This window comes from Aeromonas finlandensis (assembly GCF_000764645.1).
GTDB classification, from domain to species: Bacteria; Pseudomonadota; Gammaproteobacteria; order Enterobacterales; family Aeromonadaceae; genus Aeromonas; species Aeromonas finlandensis.
This window is the reverse complement of the sequence record NZ_JRGK01000052.1, coordinates 1-17586: the sequence shown is the minus strand read 5'-3', so window position 1 is coordinate 17586 and position 17586 is coordinate 1. Positions and strand designations below refer to the sequence as shown.

14 protein-coding genes, 1 pseudogene and 1 riboswitch are annotated in these 17586 nt (G+C 59.0%); of the genes and pseudogenes, 10 read left to right on the top strand and 5 right to left on the bottom strand.

Annotated elements, in window-relative coordinates; genetic code table 11:
* Positions 1-45 precede the first annotated feature (45 nt).
* Complete coding sequence (fadE, locus tag LD28_RS0106890; protein ID WP_033136251.1) at positions 46-2502, bottom strand: acyl-CoA dehydrogenase FadE; 2457 nt, start codon at positions 2500-2502, stop codon at positions 46-48.
* A 277-nt stretch (positions 2503-2779) separates the two neighbouring features.
* On the opposite strand from fadE, the gene lpcA reads away from it, so the two are divergent.
* The 3 genes from lpcA to LD28_RS0106875 all read left to right on the top strand — a co-directional run bounded on the left by lpcA (position 2780) and on the right by LD28_RS0106875 (position 4959).
* Positions 2780-3358: a D-sedoheptulose 7-phosphate isomerase gene (gene lpcA / locus LD28_RS0106885; RefSeq protein ID WP_033136250.1), complete on the top strand. Its 579-nt coding sequence runs from the start codon at positions 2780-2782 to the stop codon at positions 3356-3358.
* Positions 3359-3522: 164 nt separating this feature from the next.
* Positions 3523-4332 (top strand): class II glutamine amidotransferase, encoded by an 810-nt coding sequence (locus LD28_RS0106880; RefSeq protein ID WP_033136249.1) that lies wholly within the window; start codon positions 3523-3525, stop codon positions 4330-4332.
* Positions 4333-4623: 291 nt separating this feature from the next.
* Positions 4624-4959, top strand: coding sequence for an Hpt domain-containing protein (locus tag LD28_RS0106875; RefSeq protein WP_033136248.1), 336 nt, complete (start codon positions 4624-4626; stop codon positions 4957-4959).
* Between the two features lie 43 nt (positions 4960-5002).
* On the opposite strand, the gene LD28_RS0106870 is transcribed toward LD28_RS0106875, so the two are convergent.
* Positions 5003-5917: a gluconeogenesis factor YvcK family protein gene (locus tag LD28_RS0106870; RefSeq protein WP_033136247.1), complete on the bottom strand. Its 915-nt coding sequence runs from the start codon at positions 5915-5917 to the stop codon at positions 5003-5005.
* Positions 5918-6030: 113 nt separating this feature from the next.
* Between LD28_RS0106870 and LD28_RS0106865 the strand changes: the two genes are divergently transcribed.
* Both LD28_RS0106865 and LD28_RS0106860 read left to right on the top strand, forming a co-directional pair.
* Positions 6031-7215 carry an FIST signal transduction protein gene (locus LD28_RS0106865; protein WP_033136246.1) on the top strand — a complete coding sequence of 395 codons (1185 nt, stop codon included), beginning with the start codon at positions 6031-6033 and terminating at the stop codon, positions 7213-7215.
* A 31-nt stretch (positions 7216-7246) separates the two neighbouring features.
* Positions 7247-9343, top strand: coding sequence for a hybrid sensor histidine kinase/response regulator (locus LD28_RS0106860; protein ID WP_033136245.1), 2097 nt, complete (start codon positions 7247-7249; stop codon positions 9341-9343).
* A 250-nt stretch (positions 9344-9593) separates the two neighbouring features.
* Here LD28_RS0106860 and LD28_RS0106855 read toward each other — a convergent pair whose 3' ends face one another.
* The 3 genes from LD28_RS0106855 to narQ all read right to left on the bottom strand — a co-directional run bounded on the left by LD28_RS0106855 (position 9594) and on the right by narQ (position 12623).
* Entirely contained in the window at positions 9594-10169 is a 576-nt protein-coding gene (locus LD28_RS0106855) for an LON peptidase substrate-binding domain-containing protein (RefSeq protein WP_033136244.1), read from the bottom strand.
* Between the two features lie 103 nt (positions 10170-10272).
* On the bottom strand, positions 10273-10911 hold the full coding sequence (gene narL, locus LD28_RS0106850; RefSeq protein ID WP_033136243.1) for a two-component system response regulator NarL: 639 nt from the start codon (positions 10909-10911) through the stop codon (positions 10273-10275).
* Positions 10911-12623: a nitrate/nitrite two-component system sensor histidine kinase NarQ gene (gene narQ, locus LD28_RS0106845; protein WP_033136242.1), complete on the bottom strand. Its 1713-nt coding sequence runs from the start codon at positions 12621-12623 to the stop codon at positions 10911-10913. Before narQ ends, narL begins: the two co-directional genes overlap by 1 nt.
* Positions 12624-12701: 78 nt before the next feature.
* Positions 12702-12842, top strand: a riboswitch (molybdenum cofactor riboswitch).
* Here narQ and moaA point away from each other — a divergent pair.
* The 5 genes and pseudogenes from moaA to LD28_RS22890 form a co-directional block, all read left to right on the top strand.
* Complete coding sequence (moaA, locus tag LD28_RS0106840) at positions 12830-13825, top strand: GTP 3',8-cyclase MoaA (RefSeq protein WP_033136285.1); 996 nt, start codon at positions 12830-12832, stop codon at positions 13823-13825. Its footprint overlaps the riboswitch before it by 13 nt.
* A 239-nt stretch (positions 13826-14064) precedes the next feature.
* A complete protein-coding gene (gene napF, locus LD28_RS0106835; RefSeq protein WP_033136241.1) occupies positions 14065-14607 on the top strand; it encodes a ferredoxin-type protein NapF in 543 nt (180 codons plus the stop codon).
* A 29-nt stretch (positions 14608-14636) separates the two neighbouring features.
* Complete coding sequence (locus tag LD28_RS0106830) at positions 14637-14891, top strand: chaperone NapD (protein WP_031227438.1); 255 nt, start codon at positions 14637-14639, stop codon at positions 14889-14891.
* 101 nt (positions 14892-14992) lie between these two features.
* Positions 14993-17482 carry a nitrate reductase catalytic subunit NapA gene (gene napA, locus LD28_RS0106825; RefSeq protein WP_033136240.1) on the top strand — a complete coding sequence of 830 codons (2490 nt, stop codon included), beginning with the start codon at positions 14993-14995 and terminating at the stop codon, positions 17480-17482.
* A gap of 16 nt (positions 17483-17498) precedes the next feature.
* Positions 17499-17586, top strand: a pseudogene (locus tag LD28_RS22890) (ferredoxin-type protein NapG); the annotation flags it as partial.

The following is a 17586-nucleotide window of genomic DNA, read 5'->3' as shown; positions in this document are numbered from 1 at the left end:
CATAAAAAACGCCTCCACAAGGGAGGCGTTGTCGATGGGGGGTTATCAGGCCGCGTGATGGTAAGCAGAGGCTTCAAACAGCTTCTTGTTGGCCACCAGATCGATGGGGTCAAAATCATCGACGTTGATGGTGCGCAGGCGACTGATCTCGGCGCGGCGCAGCAGCTCCGCGTCGCTCTGGGTCAGTACGCCAGCAGCCAGACCAATGTCGGCCACCTTGTCCAGCGCCATGAAGGGGCGCTTGATGCCATCGCTCTTGCAGACTTTCTCGAACAGCGGCTCGGCGGCCAGCACGTCATCGAGCGCCTGCTCCAGCAGACCGAAGGGGTTGCCCTCTTCGCGGGTCAGATACTGACCCTTGGCCAGGCGGCTACGGGTCTCGCTCGGGGTTTGCAGCAGACGGGCAACCTGTTGGTCCAGCTTGTCGCACGGACGGTTCAGGTCACGACCCAGCGGCAGCACCACGGCGCGCAGGGCAAGGCCAATCCAGCGGTTCGGGAAGTTGCGCAGCAGCTCGTCGATCGCCTCTTGGGCCTTGAACATGGCATCTTGCAGTGCCCAGTGCAGCAGCGGCAAGTCGGCCTGCTGGCGTCCCTCGTCCTGATAGCGCTTGAGGGCACTGGAGGCCAGATAGAGCTGGCTCAGCACGTCGCCAAGACGGGCGGAGACCCGCTCCTTGCGCTTGAGCTCGCCACCCAGGGTGCCCATCGCGATGTCTGACAGGAACGCCAGGTTGGCCGAGAGGCGGGAGAGCTGCTGATAGTAACCCTTGGTCTGATCCTTGTATGGTGCAGAGGCAAAGCGGGCGCCGGTGATACCGAGCCAGAAGCTGCGTACCAGGTTGCTGATGGCAAAGCCGACGTGGCTGAACACCGCCTTGTCGAAATCCTTCAGCGCCTGCTCTTTATCCGGGTGGCTGGCAGCCAGCATCTCCGGCAGTACATACGGGTGGCAGCGGATGGCGCCCTGACCGTAGATGATCATGCTGCGGGTCAGGATGTTGGCCCCTTCCACCGTGACGGCGATGGGGGCACCCTGATAGCCACGGGCCAGATAGTTGTTGGGGCCCATGCAGATCGCCTTGCCGCCGTGGATGTCCATGGCATCGATGATGCACTTCTGGGCACGGTCGGTGAGGTGGTATTTGACGATGGCGGAGATGACCGACGGCTTCTCGCCAAGGTCGATACCGGTCACGGTCAGGTTGGCTGCGGCGCCCATGATGTAGGCGTTGCCGCCGATGCGGGCCAGCGGCTCTTCAATCCCTTCCATCTTGCCGATGGGCAGCTTGAACTGGCGACGGATGCGGCTGTAGGCGCCGCTCGCCAGGGCCAGCATCTTGACGCCACCGGTGCTGTTGGAGGGCAGGGTGATACCACGACCGACTGACAGACACTCGACCAGCATGCGCCAGCCCTGACCGGCCATGGCCGGGCCACCGATGATGAAATCGAGTGGGACGAATACATCCTTGCCCAGGGTCGGGCCGTTCTGGAACGGCACGTTGAGCGGGAAGTGGCGACGACCAATGCCAACCCCTTTGATGTGAGTAGGGATCAGGGCGCAGGTGATACCGAGCTCTTCCTCTTCACCCAGCAGGTGTTCCGGGTCACGCAGTTTGAAGGCGAGACCCAAGACGGTCGCGATAGGTGCCAGGGTGATGTAGCGCTTGTTCCAGGTGAGGCGCATACCGAGCACCTCTTTGCCTTCCCACTCACCCTTGCAGACGATACCGAAGTCGGGGATGGAGCCGGCATCAGAGCCCGCTTCCGGGCTGGTCAGGGCGAAGCAGGGGATCTCCTTGCCGACCGCCAAGCGGGGCAGGTAGTAATCTTTCTGCTCGTCAGTGCCATAGTGCTGCAGCAGTTCGCCCGGGCCCAGCGAGTTGGGCACGCCGACGGTGGAGGCGAGCACGGCGCTGGCGCCGCACAGCTTTTGCAGTACGCAGGATTGGGCGTAGGCAGAGAATTCGAGGCCGCCATATTTCTTCTTGATGATCATGGCGAAGAACTTGTTCTCCTTCAGGTATTGCCACACCTCGGGGGAGAGATCCGCGCGCTCGTGGGTCACTTCCCAGTCGCTCACCATGCGGCACACTTCCTCGACCGGACCATCCATAAAGGCCTGCTCTTCGGCAGAGAGAGTACTGACCGGGATTGCGTGCAGCTTTTTCCAGTTCGGGTTGCCCGCGAACAGATCGGCTTCCCACCAGGTGGTACCCGCTTCGATCGCCTCTTTTTCGGTGCGGGACATCTCCGGCATGATCGATTTGTAGATCTTGAACAGCGGCTTGGTTATTTGATTGCGGCGAAATTCCACCAGATTGAGCGGGATGGCGATCACCGCGAACAGCGCCCATACCAGCAAGGGCACATGACCATAGATGGCGCCAAGCACCAGGGCGGCGCCGGTGACCAGGGTGGAGATGAACAGGGATGCCCGGCGATAGGCCAGGGCTCCGATAACCAGGATCACCCCGAGCAGAGTGAGGGTCGTCGTCATTGCTTGCTCCTTGCGTGGTTAGGTTGCCAACGTGGCGTAACTGATCCAGAGGTCTGACCTGTTGGATATGGCCCCTGTTGTAATTCATACGCACAAAGTTATCAAGCTGTTTACATCTTCATTACCTTCTCTCTGTGATCCACATAACGCTCACGGCTCGCTCCCTGTTCGGGGAGTGGCGGGCTGGTGGAGTCGCTGGCAGGGGGGCGACTCCGCGATTGGCTTGTGCGAGAATAGCCGCGAGCTACAAGCACATTAAAACAGTGGAAGAGACATCATGTACCAAGAATTGATCCGCAATGAACTGACCGAAGCTGCCAGCGTGCTGCAGGCCTTCCTGGCTGATGAGCAGAACCTGAAAAACATCGAAGCGGCCGCCAAACTGCTGGCTGACTCTTTCAAAGAAGAGGGCAAGGTGCTTTCTTGTGGTAACGGTGGTTCCCACTGTGACGCCATGCACTTTGCCGAAGAGCTGACCGGCCGTTATCGCGAAAACCGTCCGGGTTATGCCGGTATCGCCATCTCCGATCCGAGCCACCTCTCCTGCGTCTCCAACGACTTTGGCTACGACTATGTCTTCTCCCGTTATGTAGAAGCGGTCGGCCGCCGTGGCGACGTGCTGCTTGGCATCTCTACCAGCGGCAACTCCGGCAACATCCTGAAAGCGATTGACGCTGCCCGCGCCAAAGGCATGAAAGTGATCGCCCTGACCGGTAAGGATGGCGGCAAGATGGCGGGTCTGGCGGATGTCGAGATCCGGGTGCCGCACTTTGGCTATGCCGACCGTATTCAGGAAGTGCACATCAAGGTGATCCACATCCTGATCCAGCTGGTCGAAAAAGAGATGGCCAAGTAATCAGGCTGTCGCTACCAGACAAGGGCATCACAGGTTGCATGGTTTGCCATCGACCGGTTGCTGCCAGTCACAGGGGAAGGGATTGCATCTTCCCCTGCTGTCTGTCGAACCAGAGTACTGGTCGAACATGACACAAGCCAAATCATGAAAGGAGTCTGCCGGATATGTGCGAACTGCTCGGCATGAGTGCCAATGTGCCGACCGATATCTGCTTCAGCTTTACCGGGTTGATGCTGCGCGGCGGCAAGACAGGGCCCCACAAGGATGGCTGGGGGATTACCTTCTACGAGGGGAAGGGCTTTCGCACCTTCAAGGATCCCGAGCCCAGCGCCCAATCTCCCATCGCCAGACTGGTACAGGCGCTGCCCATCAAGAGTTGCGCCGTGGTCAGCCACATTCGGCAGGCCAACCGTGGCTGCGTGTCACTGGAAAATACCCACCCCTTTACCCGTGAGCTGTGGGGTCGTTACTGGACCTTTGCCCACAACGGTCAGCTGACCGGCTACAAGAAGCTGCCAACCGGCCGTCACCGTCCGGTGGGGGATACCGACAGCGAACACGCCTTCTGCTGGCTGCTCGATCGGCTGGAGCAAAAATATCCCAAGCGTCCTGCCAACTTTCCCGCCATGTTTCGCTATCTCGCCACCCTGTGTGACGAGCTCAGAGCGTTCGGGGTGTTCAACATGCTGCTCTCGGACGGGGAGTATGTGATGAGCTACTGTACCAACAACCTGCACTGGCTGACCCGCTGTGCGCCCTTTGGCGAGGCGAGCCTGCTGGATGAGGAGGTAGTGATCGACTTTCAGAGCGAGACCACTCCCAACGATGTGGTAACCCTGATCACCACCCGTCCGCTGACCGGCAATGAGAACTGGGTCAAAATGGCACCCGGCGAATTTAATCTGTTCCGTATGGGGGAGCGGGTGACGACCAATCAGGGCGTGCCTGAGCGAGATAAAAAAATACCAGGGTAGATTCCTACCCTGGTTCTTCGCAGCAGCCATAAAAGGCAAAAAGGGATGAGAGGTGTTGCTGAGCATCATCACTCTGACGGGATTGAGTGTTGATCAATTGTTAATTGGTGGCAATCAAGTTGTTGTCTTGACGGACGTTTCTGCGTCGCTAATTCGATACTGATCACATTTTTTGCCAGTTTATCCCCTGAGCCGCCCAATCGGATGGTTCATCACCGCTTGGCCATGAGGCACGACGCCGAAAACTATCTATAGTATGGTCTGTTTGAATACCTTTCTGGAGGGCCTCGCATGGAGTGGGTGGATCGCAAGGTGTTGCAGCAGTTGGCCGATGATATCGGGCAGGAGATGTTGCCGGTGGTCATCGCAGTGTTTATCGAAGAGGTGGGTGAGCAGTTGAGCCAGCTCAGACCCCTTTACGAGCAGGGGGAGTGGGAAGCGCTAGCCCGGGTGGCTCACAGCATGAAATCATCCTGTGGCAGCTACGGCGCAGTCCCGAGCTACCAACAGGTGATGGCGCTGGAGATGGCTTGCAAGCAGGCGGATGTGGCCGAGGCAGAGCGTCAGCTGCAACTGCTGGAACTCTCCTTGCCCCAAGTGCTCGCGTTTCTTGCCGATTATCAGTAAGTAGCGGCGCCATGCAGGGATGCCGGGGCGCCGTGGCCGTTGCCTAACGCTGGTTAAGCAGTTGCTGGATGATCCTGTCCAGCGCCAGTTTCAGCTTCAACCGATCGTGCCGATGGGGCAGCTCAAGTTCACCCAGCTCGGCTTCGATCAATCGCCCTTGCCAGGCCCCCGCATCACCCGCACCCTGGGGTGCCAGGATGGCATCCAGCCGACCCTGACCGACCCGGGACTCCAGCCAGCGACACTGACTCATAAGATCCAGCTGGCTGGCGGGGCCGTTTTCCGCCACCAGATTGCAGACGAAGACCAGCATGGCGCTGCTCTCGTTGATGGCCTGAGCGATCTCGGCCAGCAGCAGTGGTGGCATGATGGAGGTGAGAAAACTGCCTGGTCCCAGAATGATCATGTCTGCCTGTTGCAGTGCCAGCACCGCTTCCCGGGTGGCTTGCACCTCCGGCATCAGGCCGAGGGAAAGAGGCGGCGTTGTCAGTTGATCGATGGAGACCTCGCCCAGGATCTGGGTGCCACACTCCATATGGGCACAGAGGTCGGTAGGAAATTCAGACATGGGTAGCAATTGTGACTCGATTTTGAGCATGTCACTGATCAGCTTGATAGCATCAAGAGGACGGACACAGAGATTATCGAGCGCCAGCAGCATCAGGTTGCCGAGGTTGTGGCCCGCCAGCTCGCCTTTGCCGGCGAAGCGGTACTCGAACAACAGACTACCGATGCTGGGATCGGTCACCAGCTGGTTCAGGCAGTTGCGCAGATCGCCCCAGGCGATGCACTCCTGACTCTTGCGCAGGCGTCCGGTTGAGCCGCCATCATCTGTAGTGGTGACAATGCCGGTGAGTCGTTGACCGAGAAACGAGAGGGACGACAGCACTCGACCCATGCCGTGGCCACCACCGATGGCAACGACCCGATCGAAGTCATTGATGTTTTTTTGCCACATATGGGCGTCCTGTAATTGGGCTCAGTTGACAGCTATGTTAGCAAGTGAAGCGAGATAATTGTTTGATAAAGGTATGATTTTTGCTTGCGACCGCTATCCGATAAAACAAGGAGATGGTGTTGAAATTTCTGACCGTTCACTCCCTCGCTGAAAGTTCATCGCTGGCGGCCCAAGATATCTGTGCGCGTTTGCGCCACCATGCCATTCAGGCTCCCTCCCTGTTGCTGGTCTATTTTACCCAAGCTCATGACGGCGCGATACTGCGCGAAGCGCTCAAACACCAGTTCCCGACGACCCGATTGCTCGGGTGCAGCTCCTGTGGCGGCGTGATGACCGAGATGGGTCACCATGCCAGAGACGGATATGGGTTGGCGGTGGCAGCCCTTTATGACGAGAAAGGGGCCTTCGGGGTAGCCGGTGCAAGCGGCGATGGGGTGGATGTGCGTCAGTTGCTGCGCAGCGCCATGAGCGATTGCGGCCGACCTGGCGAGCTGCCCCAGTTGATCCTGTTTCACGCCAGTCCCGGCGAAGAGGAGGGGCTGCTGGCTGGCATCGAAGCCGAACTGGGTGCCTCGGTGCCGGTGGTCGGCGGATCTGCGGCCGACAATAGCGTGAGTGGCGAGTGGCAACTGTGTTGGGATGAAGAGGTCTGTTCAGACGGCATTGTGCTGGCAGTACTCTATCCGGAGTGTCAGTTGGCGTTCCAGTTTCACTCTGGTTACATCCCTGCCGAGTTCAGCGGCGAGATCACCGCCTGCGACGGGCGCGAGGTGCTTACCATCGATCACCAGCCCGCTGCCGAGGTCTATGCCCGCTGGTGCGGGCGTGAGCAGCCCTGGTCGGCTGGCGCCATTTTGCGGGAGACGACCCTGACCCCGCTGGCCCGCCAAGTGGGCATGCTGGATGGCATTCCCTACTACAAGCTTTCCCATCCCGAGGCGGTGACTGAGCAGGGGGGCTTGCGACTTTTTACCGATGTGGTGCAAGGGGAACGGTTGCTGCTGATGTATAGCAGTCAGGAGGGGCTGTTGCAGCGCAGCCTCAATGCCATCCGGATTGAACCGGCCTATGGCGTCGATGCCGAGTTGCAACCGATCGGTGCCCTCATCATCTTTTGTGCTGGTTGCCGTTTGGCCCTTGGCGATATGTTGTGCCAGTTTGTTGAGCAGAGCCAGGCTCGTCTCGGCAAGATCCCCTTTATCACCCCTTTTACGTTCGGTGAGCAGGGACGGCTGCCCAATGGCGAGCTGGCCCACGGTAACCTGATGGTGTCGAGCGTGATTTTCCTGACCCCTTGAGTCGGCAGAACATAACAGAGCAGGCAACAAGATGATTGGCAACAGTGAACTGGAAGCCCTCAGCGACAAATTGCAGACCAGCCTGGTCGATCTCATGCGCTGTCGTGAGCGTGAGGCAAAGTACCGTCATGAGTCCCAGACCCTGTTGGGCGGGGTTGCTACTCTGGCCGATGCCAAGACGCTGGAGCAGGTACTGGAGAGCCTTATCCAGGTACTCAAACCCTTTATCGGCTTTGAACATGCCGATGTGGTGGCCTGGGAAGGTGGTCAGGGGATCACCCATCTCAGCACCGAGCCGGGTCAGTGCGGCCGCCGCTGGTTTATGACTTCGGCCTTTGGCCGAGCCGTCGCCGGAGAGACGCTGGTGATCTATGACCCCGCCCAGTTGCCAGAGCTGGCACCGCTGGCGGGTGAACCCGGTTGGGCCAGCCTGATGTTGACCGGATTGCAGGCCCCCGGCTTTACCGCTGCCATCATCTGCCGCCATTCACAGGCGGGCACTTTCGACCTTACCAGCAAGGCGGCCATGCAACGGTGTCGCCCACTTATTTCGCAAGCGTTGGTCAACATCACCTATCGGGCCCGCTTGCAGGAGCAGGTTGAGGTAAAAACCGAGGCCCTGCAGGCCAGCGAACGCCGTTTTCGCAGTTTCGCCGCCATGGCTTCCGACTGGTTCTGGGAGACCGATGCCGAACATCGGCTCAGCTATGCGTCCGAGCCGGGATACCTCGATGAGATGACGGCGTTGGCAACCCGGCCGACCCTCTATGACTATGTTTGCAACAAGCAGAGTGCCGAGTCACAGGCTTATCTCAAGCTGCTGGCACAGCGCAGGCCGGTGCGCGGAGTCCGCATGCAGGTTGCGCTGCTCAATGGCCCCTGCTGGATGGAGGTGAGCGCCGAGCCCTGTTTTGATCATGGTGGCAGCTTCATCGGGTATCGCGGTACCGCGCGGGATATCAGCACCCAGATCCGTCGTGAAGAAGAGCTGGCGCGGGCACGGGATGAAGCCGAAGCGGCTAACCGCGCCAAGTCCCAGTTTCTTGCCATGATGACTCACGAGATCCGCTCACCCATGAATGCGGTGCTGGGGATGCTTGATCTGGTGCTGCATGCCGAGCTGGCGCCGGAGCAGCAGAGCTTGTTGCGTCATGCCACCCACTCGGCCAGATTGCTGCAAACCATCATCGATGACGTACTCGACTTTTCGAAAATCGAGTCGCAAACCCTGGTGTTTCACTGCGAGACCCTGCAGCCAATCCAGTTATGCCAGTCTCTGGTTGAGCCGCTGCAGGCACGGGCTACAGCCAAGGGGATTGCGCTGGTTTATCGGATCGATGAGTCCGTCCCCCAGGAGCTGCAAGGGGATCCGATGCGTCTGTCGCAGGTGATGGGCAATCTTCTGGATAACGCCCTCAAGTTTACCGAGCAGGGAGAGGTGACGCTGCACCTTGGCTGGCAGGATGAGAAGTTGCGGATATCGGTCTCTGACACAGGTATCGGTATTGCCGATGCTGATCAGGCGCTGTTGTTTGAGCCCTTCTCTCAAGTCGACAACTCGGCGACTCGCCGCTTTTCCGGGACCGGTCTTGGCCTTGCCATCAGCAAGCGGCTGGTTGCCTTGATGGGAGGCGAGATCCGGCTAGAGAGTGAGCCGGGCAAGGGGAGCCGCTTCTGGTTTGAACTCCCCGGCATGGCGCTGCCTTGCCATTGCCAACCTCAGCGGGAAGAGATGGAACCACCTTTACTGCCACTGGACGTGCTGGTGGTGGAGGATAGTCCGGTCAACCAGCTGGTGGTGTCGCTGATGCTGCAAAAACTGGTGATCAAGGTGCGCCTTGCTGCCAATGGTCTGGAAGCGCTGGCACAGGTGGATGAACAGCAACCGGATCTGATCCTGATGGATATGCGGATGCCCCTGATGGACGGGCTGGAGGCCACCCGGCGCTTGCGGGAGCTGGGGTGCACCATGCCCATCATTGCATTGACGGCCAATGCGATGGCGGAGGACAAGGCGTGTTGTCTGGCACAGGGGATGGATGATTTTCTCGCCAAACCCATTACCTTGTCGCGGCTGAGAGCGTGTTTGCAGCGCCACTTTGGCCAGCGGTTGCCGACGCGCGGATAAAAAAAATGGTCAACTTTGTGGGTTGACCAGTTCTTCAGCAAATACTGAAGAGAGCACGGGATAAATCGGGTTGTATCAAAATACATGAAAAATCTGTGCCAACTTTCAAAGGACTCTTTTGTGTTCATTTTGGCCGTTTAGCGCAGCGGCTCTCTCTTGTTATGGCTTAATTGTGTTCCTACTCATTTGCATAATGCGAAATTACTATTTTCATTGTTGGAATAATTGCATTTTGCAACGCTGTTTTTTGTCATTGTGAAATCAGGCGATGGAGAAATTTACGGGCCGCTTCGCTGTTCTGTTTGGCAATCAGCATCTGCTTTTCATAAATCGGCATCGGCAATATCTCGAGCCAGCGCTGGCAGAGCCAGGCCGCATCTTCAAAGCGTTTGTCCGGATAGAGCTCATCAAGCTCCGGATACTGCTCGAATACCTCTCGCAGGCGGTTGACCAGCAGCTTGTCGTTGAAATCTGAGTGGGTGCTCGGCCAGTTGGGCAGCATCTCCACCTTTGCCCGGCGCAGGCCCATGTCGTCTGTTTCCATCTCGTGGATGCAGAAGCGCTCCAGCCCAAGGACGGTGATGCCCAGCAAACCATCGTTGAGGGTGTAGAAGTCGGTGACCTTGACCCGGGTGCCGACTGGCAGGATCCGGCCGGATTGTCCCGAGGTGGTCGACTCTTCCATCACGATGCCAAACCCCTGATCGTTGACGAACGACTCCTTGAGCATCTGCAGATGGCGTGGTTCGAACAGACGCAGAGGAAGCTTGCCGCCGGGAAGTATGTGGGAAGGCAAGGGGAACAGTGCCAAAGGTTGTAGTTTCATGTTCCATCCTCCATTGAGTAGTTGCTGAATATGACAATGCAGCGACTGTGCCAGAGAATGAAAAAAGCCACCGGAGGGTGGCTTTTCGGGAGGAGGAGGGGACTTAGTTGCGCTGCTCGAGATACATGACAGCCGCTTCCACGCGGCTTTGCGCCTCGAGTTTCTTCAGCAGGCTCTTCACATGAACCTTGACCGTTCCCTCGGAGATATGGAGTACCGAGGCGACCTGTTTGTTGGAGAGGCCTTTTGCAATTTCACGCAGGATTTGCATTTCGCGACGCGTTAAGCTTTCCAGCTTCTGCTGCAGGTGGTCCAGCTCGTAGATGTTTTCGAGATAAGGGCGCAGCGGTTCACTCAGGATCTGCTTGCCGGTCATCACGTCTGCCAGCTGGGCCAGCAGCAGATCAGGCTCGGTATCTTTGAGCAGGTAGCCATCGGCACCGGCCTTGAGCAGGGCTACTACATCCTGGCGGGCATCGGAGACAGTGAGGATCACCACCCGGGAGGTGATCTCCTCGGCTCTCAGCGCTTTAAGGGTATCGAGACCCGAGAGCCCCTTCATGTTGAGGTCGAGCAGGATCAGATCCGGTTCTGACTCCTTGGCCAGCGCCACAGCGTCAGTACCGTTGGAGGCTTCACCGGTCACCTCCATGTTCTCTTCCAGAGCCAGTAACTGCACAATCCCTTTGCGCATGAGGGGATGGTCATCTACGACCAGAACACTGTATTTCATCTCGTCCATCAGGCGTCTCTCGTTAGACTGGTGGGGAAGGTCAGATGCACGCAGGTGCCTTGTGGTTGCTGTTCGCTGATGGTCAACAGACCATGCAGTTTGCTTGCACGCTCGTTCATGATGCTCAAACCGTAATGGTTGATCGCCGAGCTGGCGAGTCCGATCCCGACACCGTCATCTGAAATCTGAACCTCAATGTTACCACTGGCGAGGGTCTCACAGCTAACATCAATCACTTGCGCGTAGGCATGTTTGATGGCGTTGAGCACTGCCTCACGGATCAACTGCAGGATATGGATATGCTGACCCGCCTCCAGATCCGTGTCGGCCAGCCCATAGTGGAATCTGATTTCGGCATGGGTCTGGGGTTGCAGCTGATCGAGCATCACGCGGATCGCTTCCCCCAGATTGGCGTCCCCAATGGTAAGGCGGAAGGTGCCGAGCAGTTCGCGCAACTGGGTGTAGGCATTGCTGAGCCCCTCGTCGATCTGCTGTATCGCCTCTTGCGCTTTCTCCTGCTGCCCCTTGGTGTAGGAGCGCTTGAGCAGGGTGGACTGGATCTTGAGATAGGAGAGGGCCTGCGCCAGCGAGTCATGCAGCTCCCGGGCAATCACCGCCCGCTCCTCCATCAACAGCAGTCGCTGTTGTTGCAGCAGGGTCTGGTCCTTGTGCAGCACCTGAGCCAGCAGCATGGTGAAGTTCTTGATCAACCGCTCGTCGATGGGGTGCTGGCTGATGATGTCGAGCCTGCCAAACTCCTGCTCATCCATCTGCAGATAGAAGCTGGCGACTGCATCGAGATCGCCGGGCCAGCCGGTACGCCCCGAGATATAGACCGGCATGGCGTTGTGTTCGAAGCGGGTCAGCCGGATATGGTCGATATGCTGGTGAGCGGCAGCTCTGTCCAGCAGCTTGATCAGTGTGCGGGTGCTGAGCGGTGCCGCATGAAGTTTCTGGGCGGTGCTGTAGAGAAACGAGAGGGTGTCGTTGGCCTGCTGCAGCTTGGCGGTCTTCTCTTCCACCTTGTTCTCCAGCTCCCGATAGAGCTTGCCCAGCTCGTCCGCCATGGTGATGAAGGCCCGCGACAGCTCCCCCAGCTCATTTTCGCCGTGGGCGGGCAGCTGGAGATCGAAGTCCTGGCGCTGGATCTGGCGGGCGCAGTAGACCAGCTGATTGAGGGGGGCGACCACCTGCTGGCGGGTGAATCGCACCGTGAACCAGGCGATGGTGATGATGGCCAGCAGCCCGAGCCCCTCTGCCAGGGCCAGCATCCGCACCTTGAATTCCACGTGGTACTGCATCTGATTGACGAAATTGTCGATGGCCGCCACAAACTGCTCGGTGTTATCGGTGTATCGTCTGGGGGTGCGTTCTTCGATATGCTGGCGCATCACCGCCCACTGGCCGAGCACCTCGCCATAGGTACGGCGCAGGGAGGCGGGCGTGATCCAGCGTTGGGTCTCCTGCAGCTCTGCGGCGTGAAGAGTCTCTTCAAACTGTGACAGGCGTCCCAGTACGCTATCGCCCCGCTCGATCTCGTAGGCCATCCGGTAGGCCTGCATCCGCAGCGAACCGGATAGGTTGATCGCCTTGGCATCGGGTACCGAGTAGAAGAGGGTCACCATGGCGACCAGCGCAATCAGGCTGGCCATGAAAAGGATCAATACCATGGCGCGGCCAATGGCGCTGCTGACCGAATGGACCCTGAATCGTTTTCCCATATTGATGCACACCTCTGGATAGTGATAAGGACCCCGCAAGATGCGTGGGAGTGTACTTCAACTTGTGTTAGCATCGAAAAACTAGATGAACTCCGAGCGGTTTTGCCTACGTCCTTGCGATAGGGGAAAACCAGCCGTCAGCCGATGTTCGAGCTGTAAGGGTCAGGAAAGAAATGCCCTGGCCTCCCGTATTTGGAAAGGTGTTTATGTTGCCACTTGAAGATGGTTTTTCCCGTCGTTTTTACTATTTGCGTTTGTCAGTGACCGATGTCTGCAATTTTCGTTGCACCTACTGCTTGCCGGATGGCTATCGCCCCCCGGACGGTCACAAAGCGGGGCGCCGCCCCTTTCTCTCGGTTGACGAGATCCGCCGCGTGGTGAGCAGCTTTGCCGCTATGGGCACCCGCAAGGTGCGCATCACGGGGGGCGAACCCTCCCTGCGCCGTGATTTCACCGAGATCGTCAATGTGATTGCCACTACCCCGGGCATCGAGAAAGTCGCCATGACCACCAATGGCTATCGCCTCAAGGATCGGGCTCGGGAGTGGTTTGATGCCGGACTCAACGCCCTCAACATCAGTGTCGACAGTCTCGACCCGCGCCAGTTTCATCAGATCACCGGTGAGAACAAGCTGGCGGAGGTGATGGAGGGGATCGAAGCGGCACTGGCCGCCGGGTTCAAATCGGTGAAGATCAATGCGGTGCTGCTCAAGGGGCTCAACGACTACCAGCTCGATGCTTTTCTGGGCTGGATCAAGCACAAGCCCATCGAGCTGCGCTTTATCGAGCTGATGCAGACCGGCGAGATGGATACCCTGTTTCGCGACCACCATGTCAGCGGCGAGCAGATCAAGTTGCGTTTGCTGGAGAGTGGCTGGGTGCAGCAGTTGCGGGGCAAGGATGACGGCCCGGCGCAGGTCTTTATGCACCCCGATTCGCAAGGTGGGGTCGGTCTCATCATGCCCTACAGCAAGGATTTCTGTGTCGGATGCAACCGGCTGCGGGTCTCCTCGCTGGGGAAGCTGCATCTGTGCCTGTTTGGCGACAACGGTGTCGACCTGCGGGATCTGCTCACCGCAGATCAGCAGTCGGATGAGCTGCAACAGCGCATTCGTGCCGCACTGGCGGGCAAGAGTGCCTCCCATCGTCTCCATGAGGGTAATGCCGGTATTACCCCCCATCTCGCCTCTATCGGCGGATAACGGCAAAAAATCGCCAACGATTAAATAGCAATCCTCACATGGAGGTATTTTAACCGATACCTCCATTTTTATTGCGCTGCAAGGCTTTGATCTGGCGCAAGAATCCCCCCTGTTTATCTCCCTGGTGGTATATCCCTGACCTTGTCAGGACCGCAATATACACCCACTCTTATAATTGGTATCGAAAATGCCAATCATGGACTCGCACTGCACCCTTCCTCACCAGAACAGGAGTCAACATGCCGGATGAGATCGATCTTGCCCGCCGCGGCCTGTTCCGGGGGCGGCTGAGAGCCGCCGAACCGCCGGTGCAGTTGCCCTGGTCAGTCAACTGGTCGGCATTTGTCGCCGACTGTACCCGCTGTGGGGAGTGTCTGGCCGCTTGCCCGGAGCAGATCCTGGTGATTGGCGAAGGCGGTTTTCCGGTGGTCGATTTCCAGCGTGGCGAGTGCACCTTCTGTACCGAGTGCGTCACGGTCTGCAAGGCGCCGCTGTTTCGCCCGACCACCGACTCTCCCTGGCACTACAAGGCCCATATCGAGGCCAACTGTCTGGCCAATGGTCAGGTGTTCTGCCAGCGCTGCCAGGACAGCTGCGAGCCCAATGCCATTCGTTTTATTCCGGTGCTGGGGCGAGTGCCCACCCCGACGGTGGAGCCGGATCGCTGTAACGGCTGCGGCGCCTGCGTGCAGGATTGTCCGGTTGGCAGCATCAAGGTCGACGGGCGAGCCGCCCCATCCGGTGGCGCGAGCCAGCCCACCCTCAAGCAGGAGTCAGAATGAGTCAGAAACCGTGTGACACAGAAGCCACAATGGATCAGGAGTTCCATGTATCGAGTCTGGTGGTGCTGACCCAGCCCCCCTTGCGCCATCAGCTCGCCGAGCAGATTGGTGCCCTCGAAGGGGCCGAGATCCACGCCGTCAGTGACGAGGGCAAGCTGGTCGTGACCCTGGAAGGTCCGAGCCAGCGGCCGATCATGGCGGCCATTGATGCGATACAGGCGATGCCGGGCGTGCTCTCTGCCGCCCTGATTTACCACCAGTTCGATGAACTCGGCGGTCACTGAAAAGATTGATGGGATGCCGGGCGAGCCCTCTGCTGCTGATGGCTGGCTCCCGTTCGACAGATTCGACAACTATTACGCGATAAGCAATGTGAGGATATGCCATGAAGCTGAGTCGACGCGACTTTATGAAGGCCAACGCGGTGGCAGCTGCCGCTGCTGTGGCCGGTGTCAGTGCCCCCACGCTGGCAGCCAATCTCATCACCAGTACCGACAAGACTGCCATCCATTGGGATAAAGCCCCCTGCCGCTTCTGCGGTACCGGCTGCTCCGTGCTGGTGGGCTCTCAGGATGGTCGGGTCGTGGCGACTCAGGGTGATCCGGATGCACCGGTCAACCGTGGCCTCAACTGCATCAAGGGCTACTTCCTCTCCAAGATCATGTATGGCCAGGATCGACTGACCCAGCCGATGCTGCGGATGAAGAACGGCCAGTTCGACAAGGATGGCGACTTCGCCCCCATCAGCTGGGATCAGGCCTTCGACATCATGGCCGAGAAGTTCAAGGCGACCCTCAAAGAGAAGGGGCCGACCGCCGTCGGCATGTTCGGCTCCGGCCAGTGGACCGTCTGGGAAGGCTATGCCGCCGCCAAGCTGATGAAGGCCGGTTTCCGCACCAACAACATCGACCCCAATGCCCGTCACTGCATGGCCTCCGCGGTCGTCGGCTTCATGCGGACCTTCGGCATGGATGAGCCGATGGGCTGCTACGACGATATCGAGCAGGCTGATGCGTTTGTGCTGTGGGGCTCCAACATGGCCGAGATGCACCCCATCCTCTGGTCGCGGATGTCCGATCGCCGTCTCTCCAACCCCGATGTGCAGGTGCACGTGCTCTCCACCTTCGAGCACCGCAGCTTCGAACTGGCGGACAACGGCATGGTGTTCACCCCGCAGACCGATCTGGCGATCCTCAACTATGTCGCCAATTACATCATCCAGAACGACAAGGTGAACTGGGACTTCGTCAACAAGCACACCGTGTTCAAGAAGGGGGTCACCGACATCGGTTACGGCCTGCGCCCGACCGATCCGCTGCAGCAGAAAGCGAAGAACCCGGACAGCGGCGATGCCAGCCCGATCACCTTCGAGGAGTTTGCCAAGTTCGTGGCGGATTACGATGTGGAGTCGGTCTCCAAGCTCTCCGGCGTCTCTAAAGAGAAGCTGGAAAAGCTGGCCCAGATCTATGCCGACCCGAGCAAGAAGGTGGTCTCTTACTGGACCATGGGTTTCAACCAGCATACCCGTGGCGTTTGGGCCAACAACCTCTGCTACAACATCCACCTGCTGACCGGCAAGATCTCCGAGCCGGGTTCCGGCCCATTCTCCCTGACCGGTCAGCCCTCAGCCTGTGGCACCGCGCGGGAAGTGGGTACCTTTGCCCACCGTCTGCCTGCCGACATGGTGGTGACCGAGCCCAAGCACCGCGCCATCGCCGAGCAGATCTGGAAACTGCCGGAGGGGACCATTCCCGACAAGGTGGGTTTCCACGCCGTGCTGCAAGATCGCATGCTCAAAGATGGCAAGCTCAACGCCTACTGGGTGATGTGCAACAACAACATGCAGGCCGGTCCCAACATGAATACCGATCGCCTGCCTGGCTATCGCGACCCGCGCAACTTCATCGTGGTCTCCGACCCGTACCCGACCGTCACCGCCCAGGCGGCTGACCTTATCCTGCCCACCGCCATGTGGGTGGAGAAAGAGGGTGCCTACGGCAACGCCGAGCGCCGCACCCAGTTCTGGCACCAGCAGGTGAAAGCGCCGGAAGGGGCCAAGTCCGACTTGTGGCAGCTGATGGAGTTCTCCAAGCGCTTCAAGGTTGAGGAAGTGTGGCCAGCAGACCTCATTGCCAAGATGCCGGAAGTGAAGGGCAAAACCCTGTTTGACGTGCTCTATGCCAACGGTCAGGTCAACCAGTTCCCGAAAGAGCAGAGCAAGGGGCTGCTGAACGACGAGGCCGAGCACTTCGGGTTCTACGTCCAGAAGGGGTTGTTCGAGGAGTACGCCACCTTCGGTCGCGGTCACGGCCACGATCTGGCGCCGTTCGATCAGTATCACGACGCGCGCGGTCTGCGCTGGCCGGTGGTGGATGGCAAAGAGACCCTGTGGCGCTACCGTGAAGGGTTCGACCCGTATGTCAAAGCGGGCGAGGGGGTGCGCTTCTATGGCAAGCCCGATGGCAAGGCGGTCATCTTCGCCCTGCCGTTCGAGCCCGCCGCCGAGTCACCGGACAAAGAGTACGACCTGTGGCTCTCCACCGGCCGCGTGCTGGAACACTGGCACACCGGCACCATGACCCGTCGGGTGCCCGAGCTCTATCGCGCCTTCCCGGATGCGGTGCTGTTCATGCACCCGGAAGATGCCAAGGCCCGTGGCGTGCGTCGTGGCGAAGAGGTGATTGTCTCCTCCCGCCGTGGTGAGGTGAAGACCCGTGTCGAAACCCGTGGTCGCAACCGTCCGCCGAAAGGACTGGTGTTCATGCCCTTCTTTGACGCCAGCCAGCTGGTCAACAAGCTGACCCTGGACGCCACCGATCCGCTCTCCAAAGAGACCGATTACAAGAAGTGCGCCGTCAAGGTGATGAAGGCCTGAGGCGGGGGAGCGAGAGATGAGTCGTAGTCGTCGCCAGTTTCTGGCCGACATGGCCAAGGGGGCTTGCGGTGTGGGCCTGCTTGGTGTGGGGCTCGGTGGCGTGG

Coding starts and splice junctions, on each gene's coding strand:
- fadE (WP_033136251.1), bottom strand. CDS start 2,502: ATGACGACGACCCTCACTCTGCTCGGGGTGATCCTGGTTATCGGAGCC.
- lpcA (WP_033136250.1), top strand. CDS start 2,780: ATGTACCAAGAATTGATCCGCAATGAACTGACCGAAGCTGCCAGCGTG.
- LD28_RS0106880 (WP_033136249.1), top strand. CDS start 3,523: ATGTGCGAACTGCTCGGCATGAGTGCCAATGTGCCGACCGATATCTGC.
- LD28_RS0106875 (WP_033136248.1), top strand. CDS start 4,624: ATGGAGTGGGTGGATCGCAAGGTGTTGCAGCAGTTGGCCGATGATATC.
- LD28_RS0106870 (WP_033136247.1), bottom strand. CDS start 5,917: ATGTGGCAAAAAAACATCAATGACTTCGATCGGGTCGTTGCCATCGGT.
- LD28_RS0106865 (WP_033136246.1), top strand. CDS start 6,031: ATGGTGTTGAAATTTCTGACCGTTCACTCCCTCGCTGAAAGTTCATCG.
- LD28_RS0106860 (WP_033136245.1), top strand. CDS start 7,247: ATGATTGGCAACAGTGAACTGGAAGCCCTCAGCGACAAATTGCAGACC.
- LD28_RS0106855 (WP_033136244.1), bottom strand. CDS start 10,169: ATGAAACTACAACCTTTGGCACTGTTCCCCTTGCCTTCCCACATACTT.
- narL (WP_033136243.1), bottom strand. CDS start 10,911: ATGGACGAGATGAAATACAGTGTTCTGGTCGTAGATGACCATCCCCTC.
- narQ (WP_033136242.1), bottom strand. CDS start 12,623: ATGGGAAAACGATTCAGGGTCCATTCGGTCAGCAGCGCCATTGGCCGC.
- moaA (WP_033136285.1), top strand. CDS start 12,830: ATGTTGCCACTTGAAGATGGTTTTTCCCGTCGTTTTTACTATTTGCGT.
- napF (WP_033136241.1), top strand. CDS start 14,065: ATGCCGGATGAGATCGATCTTGCCCGCCGCGGCCTGTTCCGGGGGCGG.
- LD28_RS0106830 (WP_031227438.1), top strand. CDS start 14,637: ATGGATCAGGAGTTCCATGTATCGAGTCTGGTGGTGCTGACCCAGCCC.
- napA (WP_033136240.1), top strand. CDS start 14,993: ATGAAGCTGAGTCGACGCGACTTTATGAAGGCCAACGCGGTGGCAGCT.